The following is a 17,548-nucleotide window of genomic DNA, read 5'->3' as shown; positions in this document are numbered from 1 at the left end:
GGGGTCTGGGGCCCCGTCGCGTTGACATTTGTCGGGTGTCTGTTATGATCCCCTCGGCCGGACCCCGTGGCCCCGGGCCGCCACTCTCGCGGGAAGGTCCCGCCGGATCGGCGCAAGGCATGGACAGGGATCCCACGCTCCGACATCCCGCTTCCGATTCCCCGGACGGCCGCTTCCTCAAGGACCTGGAGGAAGGGATGATCGGCGTCAAGAAAACCGCCCGGGACCTGGCCTTCTACCCCGCCAGCCACCCCGCCCTCGCCCAGTCCCTCGACCGCGCGTGCCAGGCGCTCCTCGGCCTCTTGACCCGCGAATCTCCCCTGAGCATCACGGTGGCGCGCCACACCCTGCAGTACGGAAAGGCGCTCCTGGGGAAAGACAACCTCGTCCTCCGGCAGCTCGCCTCTGACCTCTACACCCGTCGCATCCAGCGGATCCTCTTCGACGCGGGGCTCGGGCCGGAGGACGTCCGCGGATTCCTGGAGATGCTGGCCATGGACCCGAGGCGGGTGATGGAGGAAGGGGGGCCGGCCCGGGTGCTGCGGGCGAAAGGGGTCGCCCGGCTGCACGTTACCGAGCTGGAGGTTCGCTTCCAGGACGAGGTACAGGCGGCGGCCCCGGTTCTCCTCGAGGAGCCGCCCCCGGTTGCTCCAGAAGTCATCGCGCCCGCCGTCTCCGAGCCCGAGCCCGAGCCCGAACCGCCGCTCCCCGAGGAGGCCCCGACGCTGGAGGGCCTCCTCAATCGCCTCGAGGAGGCCGCCGACATCGGGACCTACCAGCGGACGGCGGGCCGTCTCCTGGAATGGGGCCGGACGGCCCGCACCGGCAACGACCTCGAGACCTTCGTTCGGATCCTCTCCGCCTTCGTCTTCCACACCCACCCGCAGAGCGTGAAGCCTCCCTGGGTCCAGGCGGAGGCAGAGGGGGCCATCGCGGCCCTCGGGGACGCCGCGGGCGTTGCGTACCTGATCGGAAAGCTCTGCGAGAAGGACTGCACCCTCGATGACGACCTCATCTTCCTCCTGGTCTCGCTCGGGGATGCGGTCGTCCCGACGCTCCTGGAGCGGCTTGCGGAGGAGGAGACCCTCTCTGCCCGGCGCAAGGTCATGGGGACCCTGTCCCGCCTCGGGCCCGTGGCGCTGCCCCACTTGATCGCCGGCCTGAAGGACAGCCGCTGGTACGTGATCCGAAACCTCGCCCTGGTGCTGGGGACGATCGGCCTGCCGGAGGCGATCCTCCCCCTCCGTCCGGTCCTCACGCACGCGGATCCCCGCGTGCGCAAGGAGGCGGTGAAGGCCCTGACCCGCATCGGAACCCCCGCGGCGGCCGATGCCCTTCTCCAGCGACTGGGAGACGCCGACCCCGGGGTGCGGCAGAGCGTGATGGCCGCCCTGGGCACCCTGAGGGTCACCCGGGCCATCGGGCCGCTCGCCGAGGCGGCGGGGCAGTTCTCCGCCTTCGCCAAAGACGTGGACTCCCAGAAGGCGGCCATCACGGCCCTGGGGTCCATCGGGGATCCCCAGGCGGTTCCGGTGCTCGTCGGGCTCCTGCGCCGCCGGACCTGGCTGAACCGGCGCCTGAACGACGAGATCCGGGTGGCCGCAGCCGCGGCGCTGGGGACGGTCGGGACCGAGCCGGCCACCGAGGCCCTCCAGGCAGACGCCAAGCGCGGGGAAGGTCCCGTCGTCCGCGCCTGCCAGGTGGCCCTGGAGCGTCTGATGGGGGCGCGGTGAGGGTGGCGTGAGCCCGGACTGGACGGAGCAGGTGGAGACGTTCGTGCGGAGCGTGAACGCCGCGCTCCGGGGACTCGCCCTCTACCCGGCCAGCCACCCGGCGGCGGCGAAGTTCTTCGAGAAGGTGGGCGAGACCCTGACCCCGCTGCTCGGCGAGGCCGATCAGTTCACCCTCAGCATCCTGGAGGGCGATCTCGTGGTGGAGGGGGTGCCGGTCCTGGGGGGGCCGGAGGCGCGCCGGGGATTGACGGAGCGGCTGGCGGCCCGAGGGGTCGGCTCCTTGACCCTCCTCCGGGGCGTCACCACGGCCGACCTCCAGCGGCTTCTCCAGTGCCTGACCCAGGATACCGCCAGCCTGCAGCAGGCGGGGGGGGTCGGGGCCGTCCTCGCGCGAGACGGCGTGACCCGAATCCAGGTGGCGGGGGCGGCGGCCGCCCAGGAGCCGGAGGAGAAGCCGGAGGGCCTGGATCTCTTCCAGTCGCGCCTCATCTACAACAACGCCCGCAACGCCTCGCGGAAGGTCTTCGAGGAGGCCCGGCTTGGGCGGGTCCCCACCAGCGGCGAGGTGAAGGTGGCGGTCCAGGGGATGGTGGACGGGGTCCTGAAATCCCGCCACTCCCTCATGGCCCTGACCATGATCAAGTCCTACGACGAATACCTCTTCAACCACTCGGTGAACGTCGGGATCCTCTCCATCGCCCTCGGCGAGCACCTCGGGTACAAGGGAGATGCACTCCACGATCTGGGGGTGGGGGCCTTCCTGCACGATCTGGGCAAGGTGAGCTGGCCGGACGAGATTTACAACAAGCCGCGCGACCTCTCGGAAGAGGAGTGGCGGGTCGTCAAGAGCCACCCCGAGGAGGGGGTGAAGCTGATCTCCCGAATGGAGGGGATCTCCAAGGTGTCCATCCGGCCGGTCCTCGAGCACCACATGCGGTTCGACCACAGCGGGTACCCCCCGCGCCCCCGCGAGTACCAGATCCACCCCTTCGGCATCATCGTGCAGACCTGCGACACCTACGACGCCATGACCACCGCTCGCCCCTACGCGACCGCCATGGAGCCGACGCGGGCCCTCGCCCGCATGAAGGATCTCGCGGGGACAGCCTTGGAGCCCTCCGTGCTCGAGAAGTTCATCGAGATGCTGGGGATCTACCCGGCTGGCGCCGTGGTCCGCCTGGATACGGCGGAGCTGGCGCTGGTCCTCCGCCCGAACCGGGAGGACTCCGCCCGGCCCGTGGTGCGGCTGCTGCGGGATTCTGCGGGGGACGACATCCGGGAGAAGAACGAGGTCGACCTGCTGGAGAAGGACCCCGCGACCGGCGCCTACCGGCGCTCGATCCTGGTCGCCGTGGACCCGGCCAGCAAGGGGATCGACGTCTCCCAGTGGCTGGACAAGGAGTCGAGCGGCACGAAGGCAGGCTGAGGAACGGCGGGCGGCGGCGCTTACCGCGCCGCGTCGGCGGACTGGACGGCGATCTCGCCGATCGCCCACGCCGCCCGCCGCCGCACGAGCGCCTCGGGGTCCTGCAGGCAGGTCATCAGGTCCGGGAGGACCTGCGGATCGCCGAGCTTCCCCAGGGCCTCCGCCGCCGCCTCGCGCACATCGAGGGACGCTCCCTGGAGCAGCGTCCGCAGGATCGGCAGCAGGCGGCCGTCCCGGAGATCGCCCAGGGCGCGCACCGCCAGCACCTGGACGTCCGGATCGGGGTCGTCCAGGATCTCCGTGAGGGGACCCAGGAGGCGCGCGTCCCGGGCGGCCCCCAGAACCTTGACGGCGGCCGCCCGGACCTCCTTCAGGGGGGCGCGCAGGGCGGCCACCACGGCAGAGAGGGCGCGGGGCCCGCCGAGCTCGCCGAGGGCGTGCACGGCCCTGAGGGCCTGGGGTGGCGCTCCAGCTTCGATGGCCTGGATGAGGCGCTGCAGGCCCGCCAGGCTCTCGAGCCGCTCCAGTGCGAGGGCGGCGGCACGGCGCACCTCGGCGTCAGCGTCCCGCAGGGACTCCGTCAGGGCCTGGCGAGCGGTGGGGATGGCCATGGCGGCGCCAGCGTACGGGAAGGTCCCGGGGGGTGTCAAGTGGGCGCGGCCGGCACGGCGGTTCCGGATGAGGAGATCACGCCCCTCGTCGGGACCGGCCTGAAGATCATCCAGGCCCGGCGCGGCTACCGGTACTCGGTGGATGCCATCCTGGTGGCCCACGCGGCCGACCCGCAGCCCGGAGAGCGGATCCTGGACCTGGGGGCGGGGACGGGAGCGGTCGCCCTCCTCCTGGCGGCGAAGGCGCCCGCCTGCCGGATCGTTGGCCTGGAGATCCAGGAGCCCCTGGCCGACCGCGCCCGGCGAGCCGTCCGCCTGAACGGCTGTGAGCACCAGGTCAACATCGTCACCGGCGACCTCCGCCGTCCCGCTACCTGCCTCGCGCGCGGGGGCTTCGACCTGGTGGTCAGCGCCCCGCCCTACTGGCCCGCGGGCATCGGACTCGTGAGCCGGGTGCCCGAAGCCGCGGCGGCGAAGCACGAGATCCTCTGCACGCTGGACGAGGTGGTGGGGGCGGCCGCGTACGCCCTCGCGCCGCAAGGCCGTCTCTGGATGATCCACCGGGCCGCCCGGCTGCCGGATCTCACGGCGGCGTTCCAGGCGCATGGCCTCCGCTGCGTCCTGCTCCGGCCGGTCCACTCCCGCGCCGACGGGCCGGCGACCTTCTTCCTGGCACGCGCGGCGCGGGGGGGGACGCAGGGCGTCACGCTCCTCCCACCTCTCACCCTCTACAGCGGGCCGGGGCGCGCCTTCTCCCCCGCCCTCCAGGCCATCTACGCGGCCTTCGGACATCCGCCGCGAGAGGCGATCGCATGACGGACCGCATCCCGCTGGCCATCGCCCAGCTCCAGCCCCACCTGGGCGACCTGGAGCGGAACCTCGCCCTACACGAGAAGCTTATCCAGGAGGCGGAGCGGGGCGGGGCGCGCCTCGTCCTCTTCCCCGAGCTGAGCCTGACCGGTTACTTCCTCAAGGACCTGGTCCCGGCGGTGGCTTTGCGGCCGACCGACCGGCGCCTGGAGTGGCTGCGGGCCAAGAGCCGCGACGTGGCCATCGTCGTGGGCTTCGTCGAGGAGTCCCCCGACTTCCGCTACTACAATGCCGCCATGTATCTGGAGGGAGGAGAGGTCCGCCACGTCCACCGGAAGGTGTATCTCCCCACCTACGGGATCTTCGACGAGCAGCGCTACTTCGCCCAGGGGGACCGGGTCGCCGCCTTCGACACCGGCTTCGGCCGGATGGCCCTCCTGATCTGCGAGGACCTGTGGCACCCCGCCTTGCCCTACCTGGCGGCCCTGGACGGGGCCCAGGTCCTCCTGGCTCCCTCCAACAGCCCCGGGCGGGGGCTCACCGCGGACGGCCGCTTCGCGAACGCGATCGGCTGGCACCACATGAGCCGGACCTACGCCCAGCTCTTCACCTGCGCCGTCGCCTTCGCCCACCGGGTGGGCTTCGAGGACGGCGCCTGCTTCTGGGGAGGATCGGAGGTCCTGGGACCGGACGGCACGCCGCTCGCCCAGGCCCCGCCCCTGGAGGAGGCCCTCCTCTTCGCCACCATTGACCGGGGGGCCATCCGCCGCGAGCGTCTGGCGAACCCGCTCCTGCGGGACGAGCGGCCCGAGCTCACGCTCCGGGCCCTGAAGCGGATTCTGGGGGAGACGCCGGGGGAGGAGGCGCCGTGAGCACCGACAGGCTCCCCCTCACCCTGGATTACGCGGTCACGGCCCAGGTTCTGACCGCTTTCATCGAGGATGAGGTCCGCAAGTCCGGGTTCGACCGGGTCGTGGTGGGTCTCTCGGGGGGGGTGGACTCGGCCACCTCGGCCGCCCTGGCAGCCAAGGCGCTCGGGCCCCAGAGCGTCTGGGGGCTCCTCCTCCCCTACCGGGAGAGCAGCCCGGAGAGCCGGGTGCACGCCGAGCTCGTCGTCCGGTGGCTGGAGATCCAGTCGGAGACCATCGACATCACCCCGATGATCGACGCCTACTTCACCCGGGAGCCGGAGGCCGACCGGATGCGCCGGGGGAACAAGATGGCCCGGGAGCGGATGACCATCCTCTACGATTACTCGGCGAAGCTCCGGGCCCTCGTCCTCGGGACCAGCAATAAGACCGAGCTGCTCCTCGGCTACGGGACCCTCTACGGGGACATGGCCTCGGCCCTGAATCCCCTGGGGGACCTCTACAAGACCCACGTCCGGGCCCTGGCCCGGCACCTGGGCGTCCCGGCCGCCATCGTGGAGAAGGCGCCCAGCGCCGACCTGTGGAAAGGGCAGACGGACGAGGCCGAGCTGGGCTTCACCTACGAGGAGGTGGACCAGCTCCTCTACCACATGGTGGACCTCCGCTACGACACGGCGGCGCTCCTCGCGGCGGGGTTTGACGAGCGCTTCGTGCAGGCGGTGGCGGAGCGGGTGCGGGCCTCCCAGTACAAGCGCCGGCCCCCGGTCATCGCCAAGATCTCCCGGCGGACCATAGACCGGGACTTCCGCTACCCGCGCGACTGGGGCCTGTAGCACCGCGCGCCCCCGAGCTTCGCCCTGACGCACCCCACTCCATGAGCTGCCCCGGCTGCAACGGGACCGGCACCTTCCAGATCCGGAATGCCAGCGGCACCTGGATCACGGTGAAGTGCCTCCAGTGCCGCGGCACGGGGCGCCTTCCCTGACCAAGCATCGGCCCTTGCATTTTGGCCGCGCGGGCAGTACAACTACGGCCGGCATGGCCACCGCCGTCCTTCGGGGGAGCGGCCAACGGCGCCTGCTCAGGGGGCACCCCTGGATCTACCGGAGCGACATCCAGGAGGTGCAGGGGTCCACAGAGCCTGGCGAGGTGGTGGACATCGCCTCCCCGAACCGCCAGTTCCTGGGGCGGGGGACCTACAACCCCCGCTCCCAGATCACTCTCCGGGTCCTGACCACCGAGGCCGAGGCGATCGATGCGGCCTTCCTGCGTCGGCGGATCGCGGCCGCGGCGGCGCGGCGGCAGGCCCTGGCGGTGCCGGAGGCCGCCTATCGGGTCGTCTCCTCCGAGGGCGATCTGCTGCCGGGGCTCATCCTAGACCGCTACGGGCCCGTGGTGGCCGCCCAGTTCCTCACGGCGGGGATGGAGCGGCTGCGCGGGGCGACCCTCGACGTGGTCGCGGAGGTTCTCGCGCCGCGCGGCATCTACCTGCGCAACGACGCCTCGGTCCGGACCCTGGAGGGACTCCCGCTCGAGCGGGGTTGGGGGCGGGGGGAGGGCCCGGAGCAGGTGGAGATCCGCGAGGGGCCGTGCCGCTTCCGCGTGGATGTCGCGGGCGGGCAGAAGACGGGCTTCTTCCTGGACCAGCGGGAGAATCGCCTTGCCGCTCGGGAGCTGGCGGCCGGGCGGACGGTCCTGGACTGCTTCTGCTACAGCGGCGCGTTTGCCGTGCACCTGGCGGAGGCCGGCGCCACGCTCGTGGAGGGGGTGGACATCTCCCCCGAGGCCGTGGCCGCCGCCGAGGCGAACGCGCGCCTGAACGGCCTCGAGGGGCGCTGCCGGTTCCGGGCCGCCAACGCCTTCGATGAGCTGCGCCTTCTGGACAAGACCCGGCGCCAGTTCGACTGCCTCATCCTGGATCCCCCCGCCTTCACCAAGGCGAAGGGGGCGGTCGGCGCGGCGCTGCGGGGCTACAAGGAGATCAACCTCCGGGCCATGCGGCTCCTGCGCCCCGGCGGGATCTTGATCACCTGCTCCTGCTCCTACCACATCGACGAGGCGACCTTCCTGGCGATGCTGGAGGAGGCGGCGGGGGACGCGCACTGCCGGATGCGGGTCCTGGCGGTCCGGACGCAGGCCGCCGACCACCCCATCCTCCTGGGGGTGCGGGAGACCCGGTACCTGAAGTGCGTCTTCCTGGAGCGGCTCTGAGAGGCAGGGGCGGGCACCGGATGAGGATGGGCCAGCCGGAGTTCGGCCAGCGCTACGGGGAGCTCGTCGCTTCCGCCTACGACCGGATGGCGGAGGAGTACGACCGCTACGACGCCGACACCCCGTTCTTCATCAACGACTACCGGGTGACCCGGGCCACGCTCGAGGCCCTCCGCCCCCGGTGGGAGGGGAAGGTCGTCCTCGATGTGGGCGCGGGCACGGGGCTGCAGACGGCCCAGTTCGCCCCCCATGCCAAGCGGGTCCTCGCCCTGGACCTGGCCGCTGATCTCCTCCGCAAGGCGCAGGAGAAGGTGAGGCGCCTCGGGTGCGGGAACGTCTCCTTCCTCCGGGGAGACGCCACCGCCCTGCCGCTCGCGGACGGGAGCGTGGACTTCGTCTGCTGCTACGGGGACGTGATCGGCCTGATTCCGGATTACCCCACCGCGATCGCCGAGCTCGCCCGGGTCTGCCGCCCCGGGGGAACGGTCACGATCCAATATGACAACAAGTGGCACGTGGGGCTGCTGTGGGAGCCGGACGAGCTGGCGCAAGCCGTGTGGACACCGGGGGTGGGGGACAGGCGGATCTGGACCTACACCTACGTGACCCGGCCCGAGCGGGTGGACTTCATCTACAAGACCTACACCGGGCGCGAGATGACGCAACTCCTCGCCGGCGCCGGCCTCCGGGTCGTCCGGCGCCTGGGCCTGCACATGATCTCCTCGATCGTTCCCGAACCCTACCAGACCGCCTATAAGAACGGCCAGGCGCTGTACGACACCCTCAAGCGCGTGATCATGCGGCTCGGGCGGCTCGACCACGCCCTGCGGGCCGTCCCCGGCATGAGCCGGGTCGGCTACGCTGCGATCCTGGTGACAGAGAAGCCGGCGGCCGGCTAGTCCTTCTTCCGCTCCCCTTCCCAGCCCACGCGGGACGCGACGAAGCTCCGGCCCACCTCGACCTTCACGTTCTCCGCAACCCGCAAGGTGATCTTCTGCTCATCGATCGCCACGATGGTCCCGTGGAGCCCCCCGCTGGTAATGATCTGGTCCCCGGTCTTCAGGTTCTGGAGCATCTCCCGGTGGGTCTTCTGCTTCTTCTGCTGCGGGCGGATCAGGATGAAGTAGAAGACGGCGAACATGAGGAGCAGGGGGAGCAGGGCCTGGTAGCCTCCGGCGCCGCCGTCACCGAGGGCTCCCGCGTATGCCGGCGTGGGTGTGAGCACGCGTCTCCTCCTTTAGTCGAGGTCGGCGAGGGCGTCCGGCGCGCCCCGGAGGACGGCCAGCCGTTCGTCCAGGAACTTGGCAAAGGTCCCTTCGGCCAGGGCGCCTCGCGCCTCGGCCATCAGGGTCACGTAGAAATGGAGGTTGTGGAGGGTATTGAGGCGCAGCCCCAGCGTCTCGTCCGCCACGAACAGGTGCCGGAGGTAGGCGCGGCTGAAGCTCCGGCAGGTGTAGCAGCCGCACTCCGGGTCCACCGGCCGCTCGTCCCGGGCGTACTCGGCCGCCTTGATGCTCAGGCGCCCCTGCCGGGTGAACAGGCTGCCGGTCCGCCCGTGGCGGGTCGGCATGACGCAGTCGAACATGTCAACGCCGGCCGCGATCCCGAGGAGGAGATCCTCGGGGGTCCCGATCCCCATGAGGTAGCGCGGGCTCTCCGCCGGCAGGCGAGGCGCCGTCACCCGCAGGACCGCCCGCATCTGCCCCTTGCTCTCCCCCACGCTCAACCCCCCGATGGCGTAGCCGTCGAAGGGCAGTCCCGTGAGGCGGGCCGCCGCCTCCTCCCGGAGCTCCGGGTAGACCGACCCCTGGACGATCCCGAAGAGGGCCTGGTCCGAGCGGGTCCGGGCCTTCAGGCACCGCTCCGCCCAGCGGAGGGTGAGCTCCAGGGAGGCCCGGGCCTGATCCGCCGTCGCCGGGTAGGACGTGCAGTCGTCAAACGCCATGATGATGTCGGCACCAAGCGCCTCCTGGATGGCGATCGCCCGCTCGGGGGTCAGCGCGTGACTGGACCCATCGAGGTGGGAGCGGAAGGTGACGCCCTCCTCGCTGATCCGCCGGAGCTCGGCCATGCTGAAGACCTGGTAGCCCCCGCTGTCGGTGAGGAGCGGGTGCGGCCAGGCCATGAAGCGGTGCAAGCCGCCGAGGGCGGCGATGGTCTCGGCCCCCGGGCGCAGGGAGAGGTGGTAGGTATTGCAGAGGACCAGCTCCACCCCCTCCTCCTCCAGATCGCGCGGGGAGAGGGTCTTCACCGTCGCCTGCGTCCCGCACGGGATGAAGACCGGCGTCTCCACGGTGCCGTGGGGGGTCGTGAGCCGCCCCCGCCGCCCCCCCGTGTCGGCGTCCGTCGCCAGAACCTCGAAGCCGAATCCTGCGGTCCTCATCGTCCCCCGGTCCCGCCCGCGCTCCCTTCTTCTATTCTTCTATTAGAGGATGACCATGGCGTCGCCATAGGAGTAGAAGCGGTAGCCGCCGGCCGCGGCCTCCCGGTACGCGGCCAGGATATGCTCCCGCCCCGCGAAGGCGCTGACCAGCATCAGGAGGGTCGTGCCGGGCAGGTGAAAGTTGGTGAGGAGCCCGTCCACGACCCGGAACCGGTATCCCGGCGTGATGAAGAGGGTGGCCTGTCCCTCCCCGGCCCGGAGCGCGGCCCCCTCGTCGGCGGCGCTCTCGAGGGCCCGCACCGTCGTGGTCCCCACCGCCACCACCCGCCCCCCGCGCGCCCTGGCCTCCTTCACCGCCCGGGCCGTCCCCTCGGGGATGCGGAAGCGCTCCGGATCCATCCGGTGCCGCGTGACCTCCTCCACCCGGACCGGCTTGAACGTGCCGATGCCCACGTGGAGCGTGAGGAACGCCACCGCCACCCCCCGGGCGTGGACTGCCTCCAGGATTCCCTCCGTGAAGTGCAGCCCCGCCGTGGGCGCGGCGATGGCCCCCTCCTCCCGGGCATAGACCGTCTGGTAGCGCTCCCGGTCCTTCGGGTCCGCCGGCCGCCTGATGTACGGCGGGAGGGGCATCCGCCCGTGCCGCTGCAAGAGCTCCCGGACCGGGAGCGATCCCGCAAGCTCGAGCAGGATCCGCCCCTCGGGTCCCCGCTCCCGCACCCGCGCGGTGAAACCGCCCGGCAGGGAGAAGGCCGCGCCCACCCGCGCCCGCCGCCCGGGCTTCATCCAGGCCCACCAGGCCGCTGCCGCCTCTTCCTCGAGGAGCAGGATCTCGACCCGACCTCCGCGGGGCGTGGCGGCCTCCAGGCGCGCCGGCAGCACCCGGGTGTCGTTCAAGACGAGCAGATCGCCCGGCCGGAGCAGGGGGGGGAGCTCCCGAAAGCTCCGGTGACCGATGGCCCCGGTCTCCCGATCCAGGAGCAGGAGGCGAGAGGCGTCCCGCTCCGGCAGGGGGTGCTGGGCGATGCGCCCCGGGGGGAGCGGGTAGGAGAAGTCGCTGAGTCGCAAGGGCCTCGGCTCCCGCCTAGGGTTCCGGGAGGCGGCGCAGGGCCGCGAGGGGGAAATAGTACTGCAAGATCTCCTCGTAGCCGAAGGCCAGGTCCGCCATCCCTTTCGCGCCCCACTGGCTCAGCCCGACCCCGTGCCCCCACCCCTTCCCGATGAAGGTGAACCCGCCCCCGTTCCGCAGGACGCTGAAGTTCGTGCTCCGGAGGACCTCCGCCCCCACGAGGTGGCGGAACGCCTTCGCCTCGACGGTGAGCAGGTCGGCCCCGTGCCGGATCCGGAGGCGCTGGACCCGACCGGAGCGGGTCCATGCCTCCGGCTCGATGCTCTGGATGACGCCGAGGGCGTACCCCCCGGCGGCCAACCGGCGGCGGAGCGTCTCCTCCGCCAGCGTGACCTCCCAGAGGTGATGCGGGGAGCCGGCCGAGAAGGGGTCGGGCACCCCGACGATGAAGGGGTAGCGCCTCTCCCAGACCTCCACGGCGTCCTCCGTCATCCCGCCCGACGCCGAGTGGTAGAAGGCCGGGATCACCATGCCCTCGTAGGTCAGGACGACCCCCCGGGTGCTCAGGACCGCCTCGTCGGACCGGGTGTCCTCCCCCCAGGCGCCGGCGTAGACCTGGTCGGCGGTGGTCGCAGCGAGGTCGTAGGGAGCCGCGCTGGCCGTCAGCGCCGCGTGCAGCCCATACGTGCGCGCGACAACGGCTTGAGCCTTCATGGCCTCAAAGGGCCAGTCGGGCGCGATCTCGGCCCGCATGACCCCGCGGACGTACTCCTCCAGCGGGAGCACATTGACCGCGAGGAGCCGGCCGCCAGCCTGGCGGTGCAGCCGCAGGACCCCCCGGTAGGGCCGCCCGTCCAGCCGCGCCCACCCGCCCGGCACAGGCTCCACGAGCAGGGCGGAAGTCGCAAAGGCGCGCCCATCCACGCTCAGCCCCCCGTAGGCCGCCGCCACGGCCACCGGCGCGTAGGCCCGGTAGTGGCCCACGAGGAGCCCCGTGGCGGGGTCGGCCAGGGTGAAGGCGCTGGTCCCGCTCACGGTCAGCCGGTCGGCGGTCTCGCGGAGGAGGACCCGAACCGGCCAGGACGGCCCCGGCCCCGCCTCCTCCGGCATCGCGGTCCCCGCCGGGAACAGCAGGAGGGCGGCGAGGAGGAGGGGGCGGCCCCGCATCGGGCGCTTCACCGCCGGCCGAAGAGAGAGAGGAGCAGGGTCAGCACGATGCTGAGGAGAATCGACGTGGCCAGGGGGAAATAGAAGGTGAAGTTCTTCCGCTCGATCACGATGTCCCCGGGGAGGCGCCCCAGGAACGGCACCTTCCCCACCAGGAGCAGGAGGCCTCCCAGGAGCGCCAGGATGACCCCGATCAGGAGCAGCATGCGGCCCAGCGGTTCAAGATTCCCCATGGCTGATCCTCGGGCGGGGCGCGGCCTCCGGCGGCCCTATCGCCCCTCCCACAACTCCGGCTGCTTCCCCGGGACGGGCTTCGCCTCGAAGTACTCGAGCGCCAGCCGGGTAGCGGTCCGGCCGCGCGGCGTCCGCGCGAGGAACCCCACCTGGATGAGGAAGGGCTCGTAGATGTCCTCGATCGTCTCCTTCTCCTCCCCCACCGCCACCGCCAGCGTCTCCAGCCCCACCGGCCCCCCGTCGAACTTCTGGATGATGGCCTGGAGGATCCGGCGGTCCATGTCGTCGAATCCCCGCTCGTCCACCTCCAGCCGGCTGAGTCCGGAGGCGGCCACCTCGGCCGTCACGCTCCCGTCCCCGAGCACCTGGGCGAAGTCCCGGACCCGGCGCAGCAGCCGGTTGGCCACCCGGGGCGTCCCGCGCGCGCGCCGCGCGATCTCGGTCGCCCCCGCCGCCGTGATGGGCACACCCAGGATCCGGGCCGAGCGGACCAGGATGCGGGCCAGCTCCTCCGCCGTATAGTAATCCAGCCGGTGCACGACGCCAAAGCGGTCCCGGAGGGGGGAGGTGAGGAGGCCGGCCCGCGTCGTCGCCCCGACCAGGGTGAAGCGGGGGAGGTCCAGCTTGATCGAGCGGGCGGTCGGCCCCTGCCCGATCATGAGGTCGAGCTGGTAGTCCTCCATGGCGGGATAGAGGATCTCCTCCACCACGTGGGTGAGGCGGTGGATCTCGTCAATGAACAGGATGTCCCGCTCCTTCAGGTTGGTCAGGAGCGCCGCGAGGTCCCCCGGCCGCTCGATGACCGGGCCCCCCGTGGCGCGGATGCCCACCCCCAGCTCGCCGGCGATGATGTAGGCGAGGGTCGTCTTCCCCAGGCCCGGCGGGCCGTAAAAGAGGACGTGGTCCAGGGCGTCCCGCCGCGCGCGGGCCGCCTCGATGAAGATCCGGAGGTTCTCCTTCACCTTCTCCTGGCCGACGTACTCCTCCCAGGCGCGCGGCCGCAGGCTCTGCTCGAGCTGCTGCTCCTCGCCCTTGGGCTTCTGGCTCACGATCCGCTCGCCCATCGCCCCCCCGGCGCGGGGATCAGCCCCGCGCCCCCTCCGCCAGCCGCTTCAGGGCCTCTTTGACGAGCGCCTCGAAGGTCGGGGCGCCGCCCTTCCCGCGGGCGGCCTGCCCCACCACCCGGGCCGCCACCTGGCGCGGGTAGCCCAGGTTCACCAGGGCGGAGACGACATCCTCCACCAGGCCGTCCCCGCCCGGGCCCGGCTCCGCCGGCGTCACCCGCGCGAGCGCGAGCCGGCCCGCCTTGTCCTTCAGCTCCACGACGATCCGCTCCGCCGTCTTCTTCCCGACGCCGGGGACCGCCTGCAGGCGGGCGAGGTCCCCGGTGCAGATGGCCGGCACCAGCTCCGCGGCGGAGATCCCCGACAGGATATTGGTGGCGAGCCGCGGCCCGATCCCGCCGACCGTGCAGAGGAGCTCGAAAGCCTCCTTCTCGTCTCGCGTAAGGAAAGCGAAGAGGACGAGGGTGTCCTCCCGAACGTGGGTGGTGGTGTGCAGGAGGACCTCGGCCTCGAGCGGCGGCAAGCCGTAATAGGTGGACAGGGGGATGTGGGCATGGTAGCCGACGCCCTGCACGTCCACCACCACCTCGCCCGGCCCCTTGGCCACCAGGCGGCCCCGGAGTTGCGCGATCATGGGTGGCCCGCCTCGCTCGACCCCGGGGACCGGGCGCCCCTCCTCAGAAGCTGGACAGCAGATCCGTCAACGCGAGCCGCCACCTTCCCTCCTGCCAGTCGAGCACGTAGGCGCGGTCCTCGGGAGCGCACCGGCGCCGGGGGCGTGCCGGCCCGTGCAGCTCGAATCCGACGGTGCCCCGCACCAGGACCCGCTCGCGCCCGAGCGGCACCGCTTCCGCGAGCCGGAAGGCGACGAAGCAGCAGGCGGGCCGGCAGGCCTCCGCGGACATCCGGAGGCGGAACTCGTCGGCCCCGACCAGCCGGCGCGTCTCGGCGGTCCCCGCCTCGTAGAGAGCCTCGAAGGCTCCATCGTGCCAGAGCGAGAGGATCCGCTCGAGGGCCTGCACCGCCGCGGGGGCCGGGTCCACCGGCGGAGCATCCGTCGCCCCCGCGACGGCTGCAAGGAAGAGTCCCACCGCAGCCGCAGCGCCCGCGCGCGCCGGCCCCCTCATGGCACCTTGAGCGCCCGCCAGGCGGCTCGACCGACCCGGAGTCCCCGCCGGGAGGCCATCAGACGCCGCCCCGGGCCACCGCTTGCGACGTGGCAGTGGCAGATCGCCAGGGCGAGCGCGTCGGTCGCATCCAGGGAGGCCGGGGGATCCTGCAGGGCGAGCAAGCGGGTCACCATCCCCCGGACCTGCTCCTTCTCCGCCGCCCCGTACCCGGTGATCGCGGCCTTCACCTCCCGGGGCGTGTATTCGAAGACGGGGAGTCCCCCCTGCACCGCCGCCAGGAGCGCCACCCCCCGCGCCTGGCCCAGCGTCAGCGCACTGCGGACGTTGCGCGCGAAGAAGAGGCTCTCCACGGCGGCGCACGCGGGGCGGTAGCGCCTCACGAGCTCGAGGAGCGCCTCGTAGATGGTGTGCAGCTTCTCGGGGGCAGGCCGGCGGGCGGGCGCGCGGATGCCGCCGCACCCCACCAGGATAAGGCGGGCACCCTGCTGCCGCACCAGCCCGTACCCCGTGACCGCCGTCCCGGGGTCGATGCCCAGGATGAGCACCCCCCCCTCGGGGCCGCGGCGCCGGGAGCCGTCAGCCGGTGACGGCGGCCATGACGGATTCGGGGATGTCGAAGTTGGCGTAGACGCTCTGGACGTCGTCGTGGTCCTCCAGCTCCTCCATGAGCCGGAGCATCTGCTCCGCCACCTTGCCGTCCAGCCTCACGGTGCTCTGGGGGACCATGGTGATCTCGGCGCTGGCGATGGCGACCTTCGCCCGGGAGACGGCTGCCCGGACCGCCTCGAACTCCTTCTCCCGGGGGGCGGTGAGGATCTCGAAGGTGCCCTCCTCCTGCCGCATGTCCTCCGCCCCGGCCTCCAGGGCGGCGCTGAGGAGCGCCTCCTCGTCCACCCCTTTGGCCTCCACCTGGATGACCCCCTTCTTCTCGAACATCCAACCGACGCAGCCCGACTCCCCCAGGTTGCCGCCGTGCTTCGCGAAGATCTTCCGGATCTCCGGCGCGGTCCGGTTCTTGTTGTCGGTCGTGACCACCACCATCACCGCCACGCCCCCGGGGCCGTACCCTTCGTAGGTCAGCTCCTCGTAGGTCACCCCCGGCAGCTCCCCGGTCCCCTTCTTGATGGCCCGCTCGATGTTGTCGGCGGGCATGTTGGCCGCCTTCGCCGCCTGGACCGCCGTCCGGAGGCGGGGGTTGCCGTCCGGATCCCCACCCCCCGTCTTGGCCGCGATGGTGATCTCCCGGATCAGGCGGGTGAAGATCCGCCCGCGGGCGGCGTCCGCCTTGGCCTTCTTGTGCTTGATCCCGTGCCACTTGGAATGCCCGGACATGGTCCGCCTCCCCTTCCGCAGAGGGACGCTAGCATACCGTCCGCCCCGTTGGCAAAGGGAAACCTCCTCCGGAGAATTCCCTTGACACGCGGATCAAAGGGGATTACAAAAACGGGCACGCGCAGGAGGCGCGGCCGATTATGCAGAGAACCCGGTGGGCCTGGCGGTTCTTCTTTAGCGGCGTCTGCCCCGTGGGGGCGGGCACCGGCCGCCGCTAGGCCGTCCGGGGACCGCAGAGCAGCCACGGGAGCAGACGCTGACTCCCGTGGCTTTCGTGTTTCTGGAGGCCACGGACCGGTGCCGTGGCTTTTGGCTTTTTGGACCGCTCATGGGAAGGAGACAGCAATGGTCATCGTGATGAAACCGGGGGCGCGGGAGGAGGACCTCCGGGAGGTCATCGCCCGGGTGGAGGGCCTCGGCTATCACCCCCATGTCATCCGCGGGACGACGCGCAGCGTGGTGGCGGCCGTGGGGGACGAGCGGGGCAAGGCGAGGCTCCAGGCCCTCGAGGCGCTGGCCGGCGTGGAGAAGGTCGTCCCCATCCTGCAGCCGTACAAGCTGGCGAGCCGGGAGACCCGACCGGCCCGGACCGTGGTCCGGGTCGGAGCGCTGGAGCTCGGCGGGGACCGGCTGCACGTCATGGCCGGACCCTGCTCCGTGGAGTCCGAAGAGCAGCTCCTCACGGTGGCCCGGGCCGTCCGGGAGGCCGGGGCAACGATCCTGCGGGGCGGGGCGTTCAAGCCCAGGACCTCCCCCTACGCGTTCCAGGGGCTGGCGGAGGAGGGCCTGAAGCTCCTGGCCGCCGCCCGGGAGGCGACCGGGCTCCAGGTCGTCACCGAGGTCCTGAACCCGCGGGACCTCGACCTGGTGGCCCGCTACGCCGACATCATCCAGATCGGGGCCCGCAACGTTCAGAACTTCGCCCTACTGAAGGAGGTGGGGGAGATCCGCAAGCCGGTGCTCCTGAAGCGCGGGATGTCCACCACCATCCAGGAGTACCTGATGTCGGCCGAGTACGTCCTCTCGGCCGGCAACTACGACGTGATCCTCTGCGAGCGGGGCATCCGAACCTTCGAGACTGCTACCCGGTTCACCCTGGACCTGAACGCCGTCCCGGTCCTTCAGAAGCTGACCCACCTCCCCATCATCGTGGACCCGAGTCACGGCACCGGCCACTGGGAGTACGTGCCGGCCCTGGCGAAGGCGGCGGTGGCGGTGGGGGCGGACGGCCTGATGATCGAGGTGCACCCGAAGCCGGAGGAGGCCCTCTCGGACGGCGTTCAGTCTTTGAAGCCGGCCCGCTTCGCCCAGCTCATGTCCGACCTGCAGGGGGTGGCCAAGGCGGTGGGGCGGTACTTCTAGGCCGAAGCGGGGAACTTCCCCCTTGGGCGAATCGCGGGGCCTGGGCTAGAATCGCGGGGCGAAAGGAGGCGAGAGCCAGGCCGGAGGAAAGGGGGAAGCCATGGCCCGACTGTCCCTGGACCAGATCCAGCAGCAGCTCCAGGACCT

Annotated in this window: 19 protein-coding genes; 8 read left to right on the top strand and 11 right to left on the bottom strand. The window is 71.6% G+C overall.

Translation table 11 applies throughout. The annotated features are described in order from the left end of the window. Window positions 1–119 precede the first annotated feature (119 nt). Together VGT06_04840 and VGT06_04835 are read left to right on the top strand one after the other, a co-directional pair. Window positions 120–1,733, top strand: a complete 1,614-nt coding sequence (locus VGT06_04840; GenBank protein ID HEV8662458.1) for a HEAT repeat domain-containing protein — start codon at window positions 120–122, stop codon at window positions 1,731–1,733. A gap of 7 nt (window positions 1,734–1,740) precedes the next feature. Next, complete coding sequence (locus VGT06_04835; GenBank protein ID HEV8662457.1) at window positions 1,741–3,159, top strand: HD-GYP domain-containing protein; 1,419 nt, start codon at window positions 1,741–1,743, stop codon at window positions 3,157–3,159. 20 nt (window positions 3,160–3,179) lie between these two features. On the opposite strand, the gene VGT06_04830 is transcribed toward VGT06_04835, so the two are convergent. Then, entirely contained in the window at window positions 3,180–3,770 is a 591-nt protein-coding gene (locus VGT06_04830; protein ID HEV8662456.1) for a HEAT repeat domain-containing protein, read from the bottom strand. Window positions 3,771–3,809: 39 nt separating this feature from the next. Here VGT06_04830 and VGT06_04825 point away from each other — a divergent pair, with 39 nt between their 5' ends. From VGT06_04825 to VGT06_04805, 5 genes are all read left to right on the top strand, one after another. Beyond that, the gene (locus VGT06_04825) at window positions 3,810–4,586 is read left to right on the top strand and encodes a methyltransferase (protein ID HEV8662455.1); all 777 of its coding nucleotides are present in this window, start codon (window positions 3,810–3,812) and stop codon (window positions 4,584–4,586) included. Further along, on the top strand, window positions 4,583–5,452 hold the full coding sequence (locus VGT06_04820) for a nitrilase-related carbon-nitrogen hydrolase (protein HEV8662454.1): 870 nt from the start codon (window positions 4,583–4,585) through the stop codon (window positions 5,450–5,452). The genes VGT06_04825 and VGT06_04820 overlap by 4 nt, the downstream gene beginning before the upstream one ends. After that, window positions 5,449–6,282: an NAD+ synthase gene (locus tag VGT06_04815; protein HEV8662453.1), complete on the top strand. Its 834-nt coding sequence runs from the start codon at window positions 5,449–5,451 to the stop codon at window positions 6,280–6,282. The genes VGT06_04820 and VGT06_04815 overlap by 4 nt, the downstream gene beginning before the upstream one ends. Before the next feature lie 205 nt (window positions 6,283–6,487). Then, entirely contained in the window at window positions 6,488–7,660 is a 1,173-nt protein-coding gene (locus tag VGT06_04810) for a class I SAM-dependent rRNA methyltransferase (protein ID HEV8662452.1), read from the top strand. 26 nt (window positions 7,661–7,686) lie between these two features. Next, complete coding sequence (locus VGT06_04805; protein ID HEV8662451.1) at window positions 7,687–8,559, top strand: methyltransferase domain-containing protein; 873 nt, start codon at window positions 7,687–7,689, stop codon at window positions 8,557–8,559. Here the strand turns inward: VGT06_04805 and yajC are convergent. From yajC to VGT06_04755, 10 genes are read right to left on the bottom strand one after another with little or no spacing between them, the layout of a single operon-like run. Then, the gene (gene yajC, locus VGT06_04800; GenBank protein HEV8662450.1) at window positions 8,556–8,885 is read right to left on the bottom strand and encodes a preprotein translocase subunit YajC; all 330 of its coding nucleotides are present in this window, start codon (window positions 8,883–8,885) and stop codon (window positions 8,556–8,558) included. The genes VGT06_04805 and yajC overlap by 4 nt on opposite strands. Before the next feature lie 12 nt (window positions 8,886–8,897). Next, a complete protein-coding gene (gene tgt, locus VGT06_04795) occupies window positions 8,898–10,043 on the bottom strand; it encodes a tRNA guanosine(34) transglycosylase Tgt (GenBank protein HEV8662449.1) in 1,146 nt (381 codons plus the stop codon). A gap of 42 nt (window positions 10,044–10,085) precedes the next feature. After that, complete coding sequence (queA, locus tag VGT06_04790; protein ID HEV8662448.1) at window positions 10,086–11,111, bottom strand: tRNA preQ1(34) S-adenosylmethionine ribosyltransferase-isomerase QueA; 1,026 nt, start codon at window positions 11,109–11,111, stop codon at window positions 10,086–10,088. Between the two features lie 16 nt (window positions 11,112–11,127). After that, complete coding sequence (locus VGT06_04785) at window positions 11,128–12,279, bottom strand: SpoIID/LytB domain-containing protein (GenBank protein HEV8662447.1); 1,152 nt, start codon at window positions 12,277–12,279, stop codon at window positions 11,128–11,130. 8 nt (window positions 12,280–12,287) lie between these two features. Then, window positions 12,288–12,512: a DUF2905 domain-containing protein gene (locus tag VGT06_04780; GenBank protein HEV8662446.1), complete on the bottom strand. Its 225-nt coding sequence runs from the start codon at window positions 12,510–12,512 to the stop codon at window positions 12,288–12,290. Between the two features lie 36 nt (window positions 12,513–12,548). Beyond that, complete coding sequence (gene ruvB, locus VGT06_04775; GenBank protein ID HEV8662445.1) at window positions 12,549–13,577, bottom strand: Holliday junction branch migration DNA helicase RuvB; 1,029 nt, start codon at window positions 13,575–13,577, stop codon at window positions 12,549–12,551. A gap of 19 nt (window positions 13,578–13,596) precedes the next feature. Continuing rightward, window positions 13,597–14,211, bottom strand: a complete 615-nt coding sequence (gene ruvA / locus VGT06_04770) for a Holliday junction branch migration protein RuvA (GenBank protein ID HEV8662444.1) — start codon at window positions 14,209–14,211, stop codon at window positions 13,597–13,599. A gap of 43 nt (window positions 14,212–14,254) precedes the next feature. Next, window positions 14,255–14,704: a hypothetical protein gene (locus VGT06_04765; protein HEV8662443.1), complete on the bottom strand. Its 450-nt coding sequence runs from the start codon at window positions 14,702–14,704 to the stop codon at window positions 14,255–14,257. Continuing rightward, on the bottom strand, window positions 14,701–15,252 hold the full coding sequence (ruvC, locus tag VGT06_04760; GenBank protein HEV8662442.1) for a crossover junction endodeoxyribonuclease RuvC: 552 nt from the start codon (window positions 15,250–15,252) through the stop codon (window positions 14,701–14,703). Before ruvC ends, VGT06_04765 begins: the two co-directional genes overlap by 4 nt. Before the next feature lie 31 nt (window positions 15,253–15,283). Next, window positions 15,284–16,039, bottom strand: coding sequence for a YebC/PmpR family DNA-binding transcriptional regulator (locus tag VGT06_04755; protein ID HEV8662441.1), 756 nt, complete (start codon window positions 16,037–16,039; stop codon window positions 15,284–15,286). 345 nt (window positions 16,040–16,384) lie between these two features. On the opposite strand from VGT06_04755, the gene aroF reads away from it, so the two are divergent. Further along, window positions 16,385–17,401, top strand: a complete 1,017-nt coding sequence (aroF, locus tag VGT06_04750; GenBank protein HEV8662440.1) for a 3-deoxy-7-phosphoheptulonate synthase — start codon at window positions 16,385–16,387, stop codon at window positions 17,399–17,401. Window positions 17,402–17,548: the final 147 nt, after the last annotated feature.

This window comes from Candidatus Methylomirabilis sp. (genome assembly GCA_036000645.1).
Taxonomy (GTDB): domain Bacteria; phylum Methylomirabilota; class Methylomirabilia; order Methylomirabilales; family JACPAU01; genus JACPAU01.
Note: the sequence above shows the minus strand (reverse complement) of the source record. Positions and strands in the feature narration are given on the sequence as shown.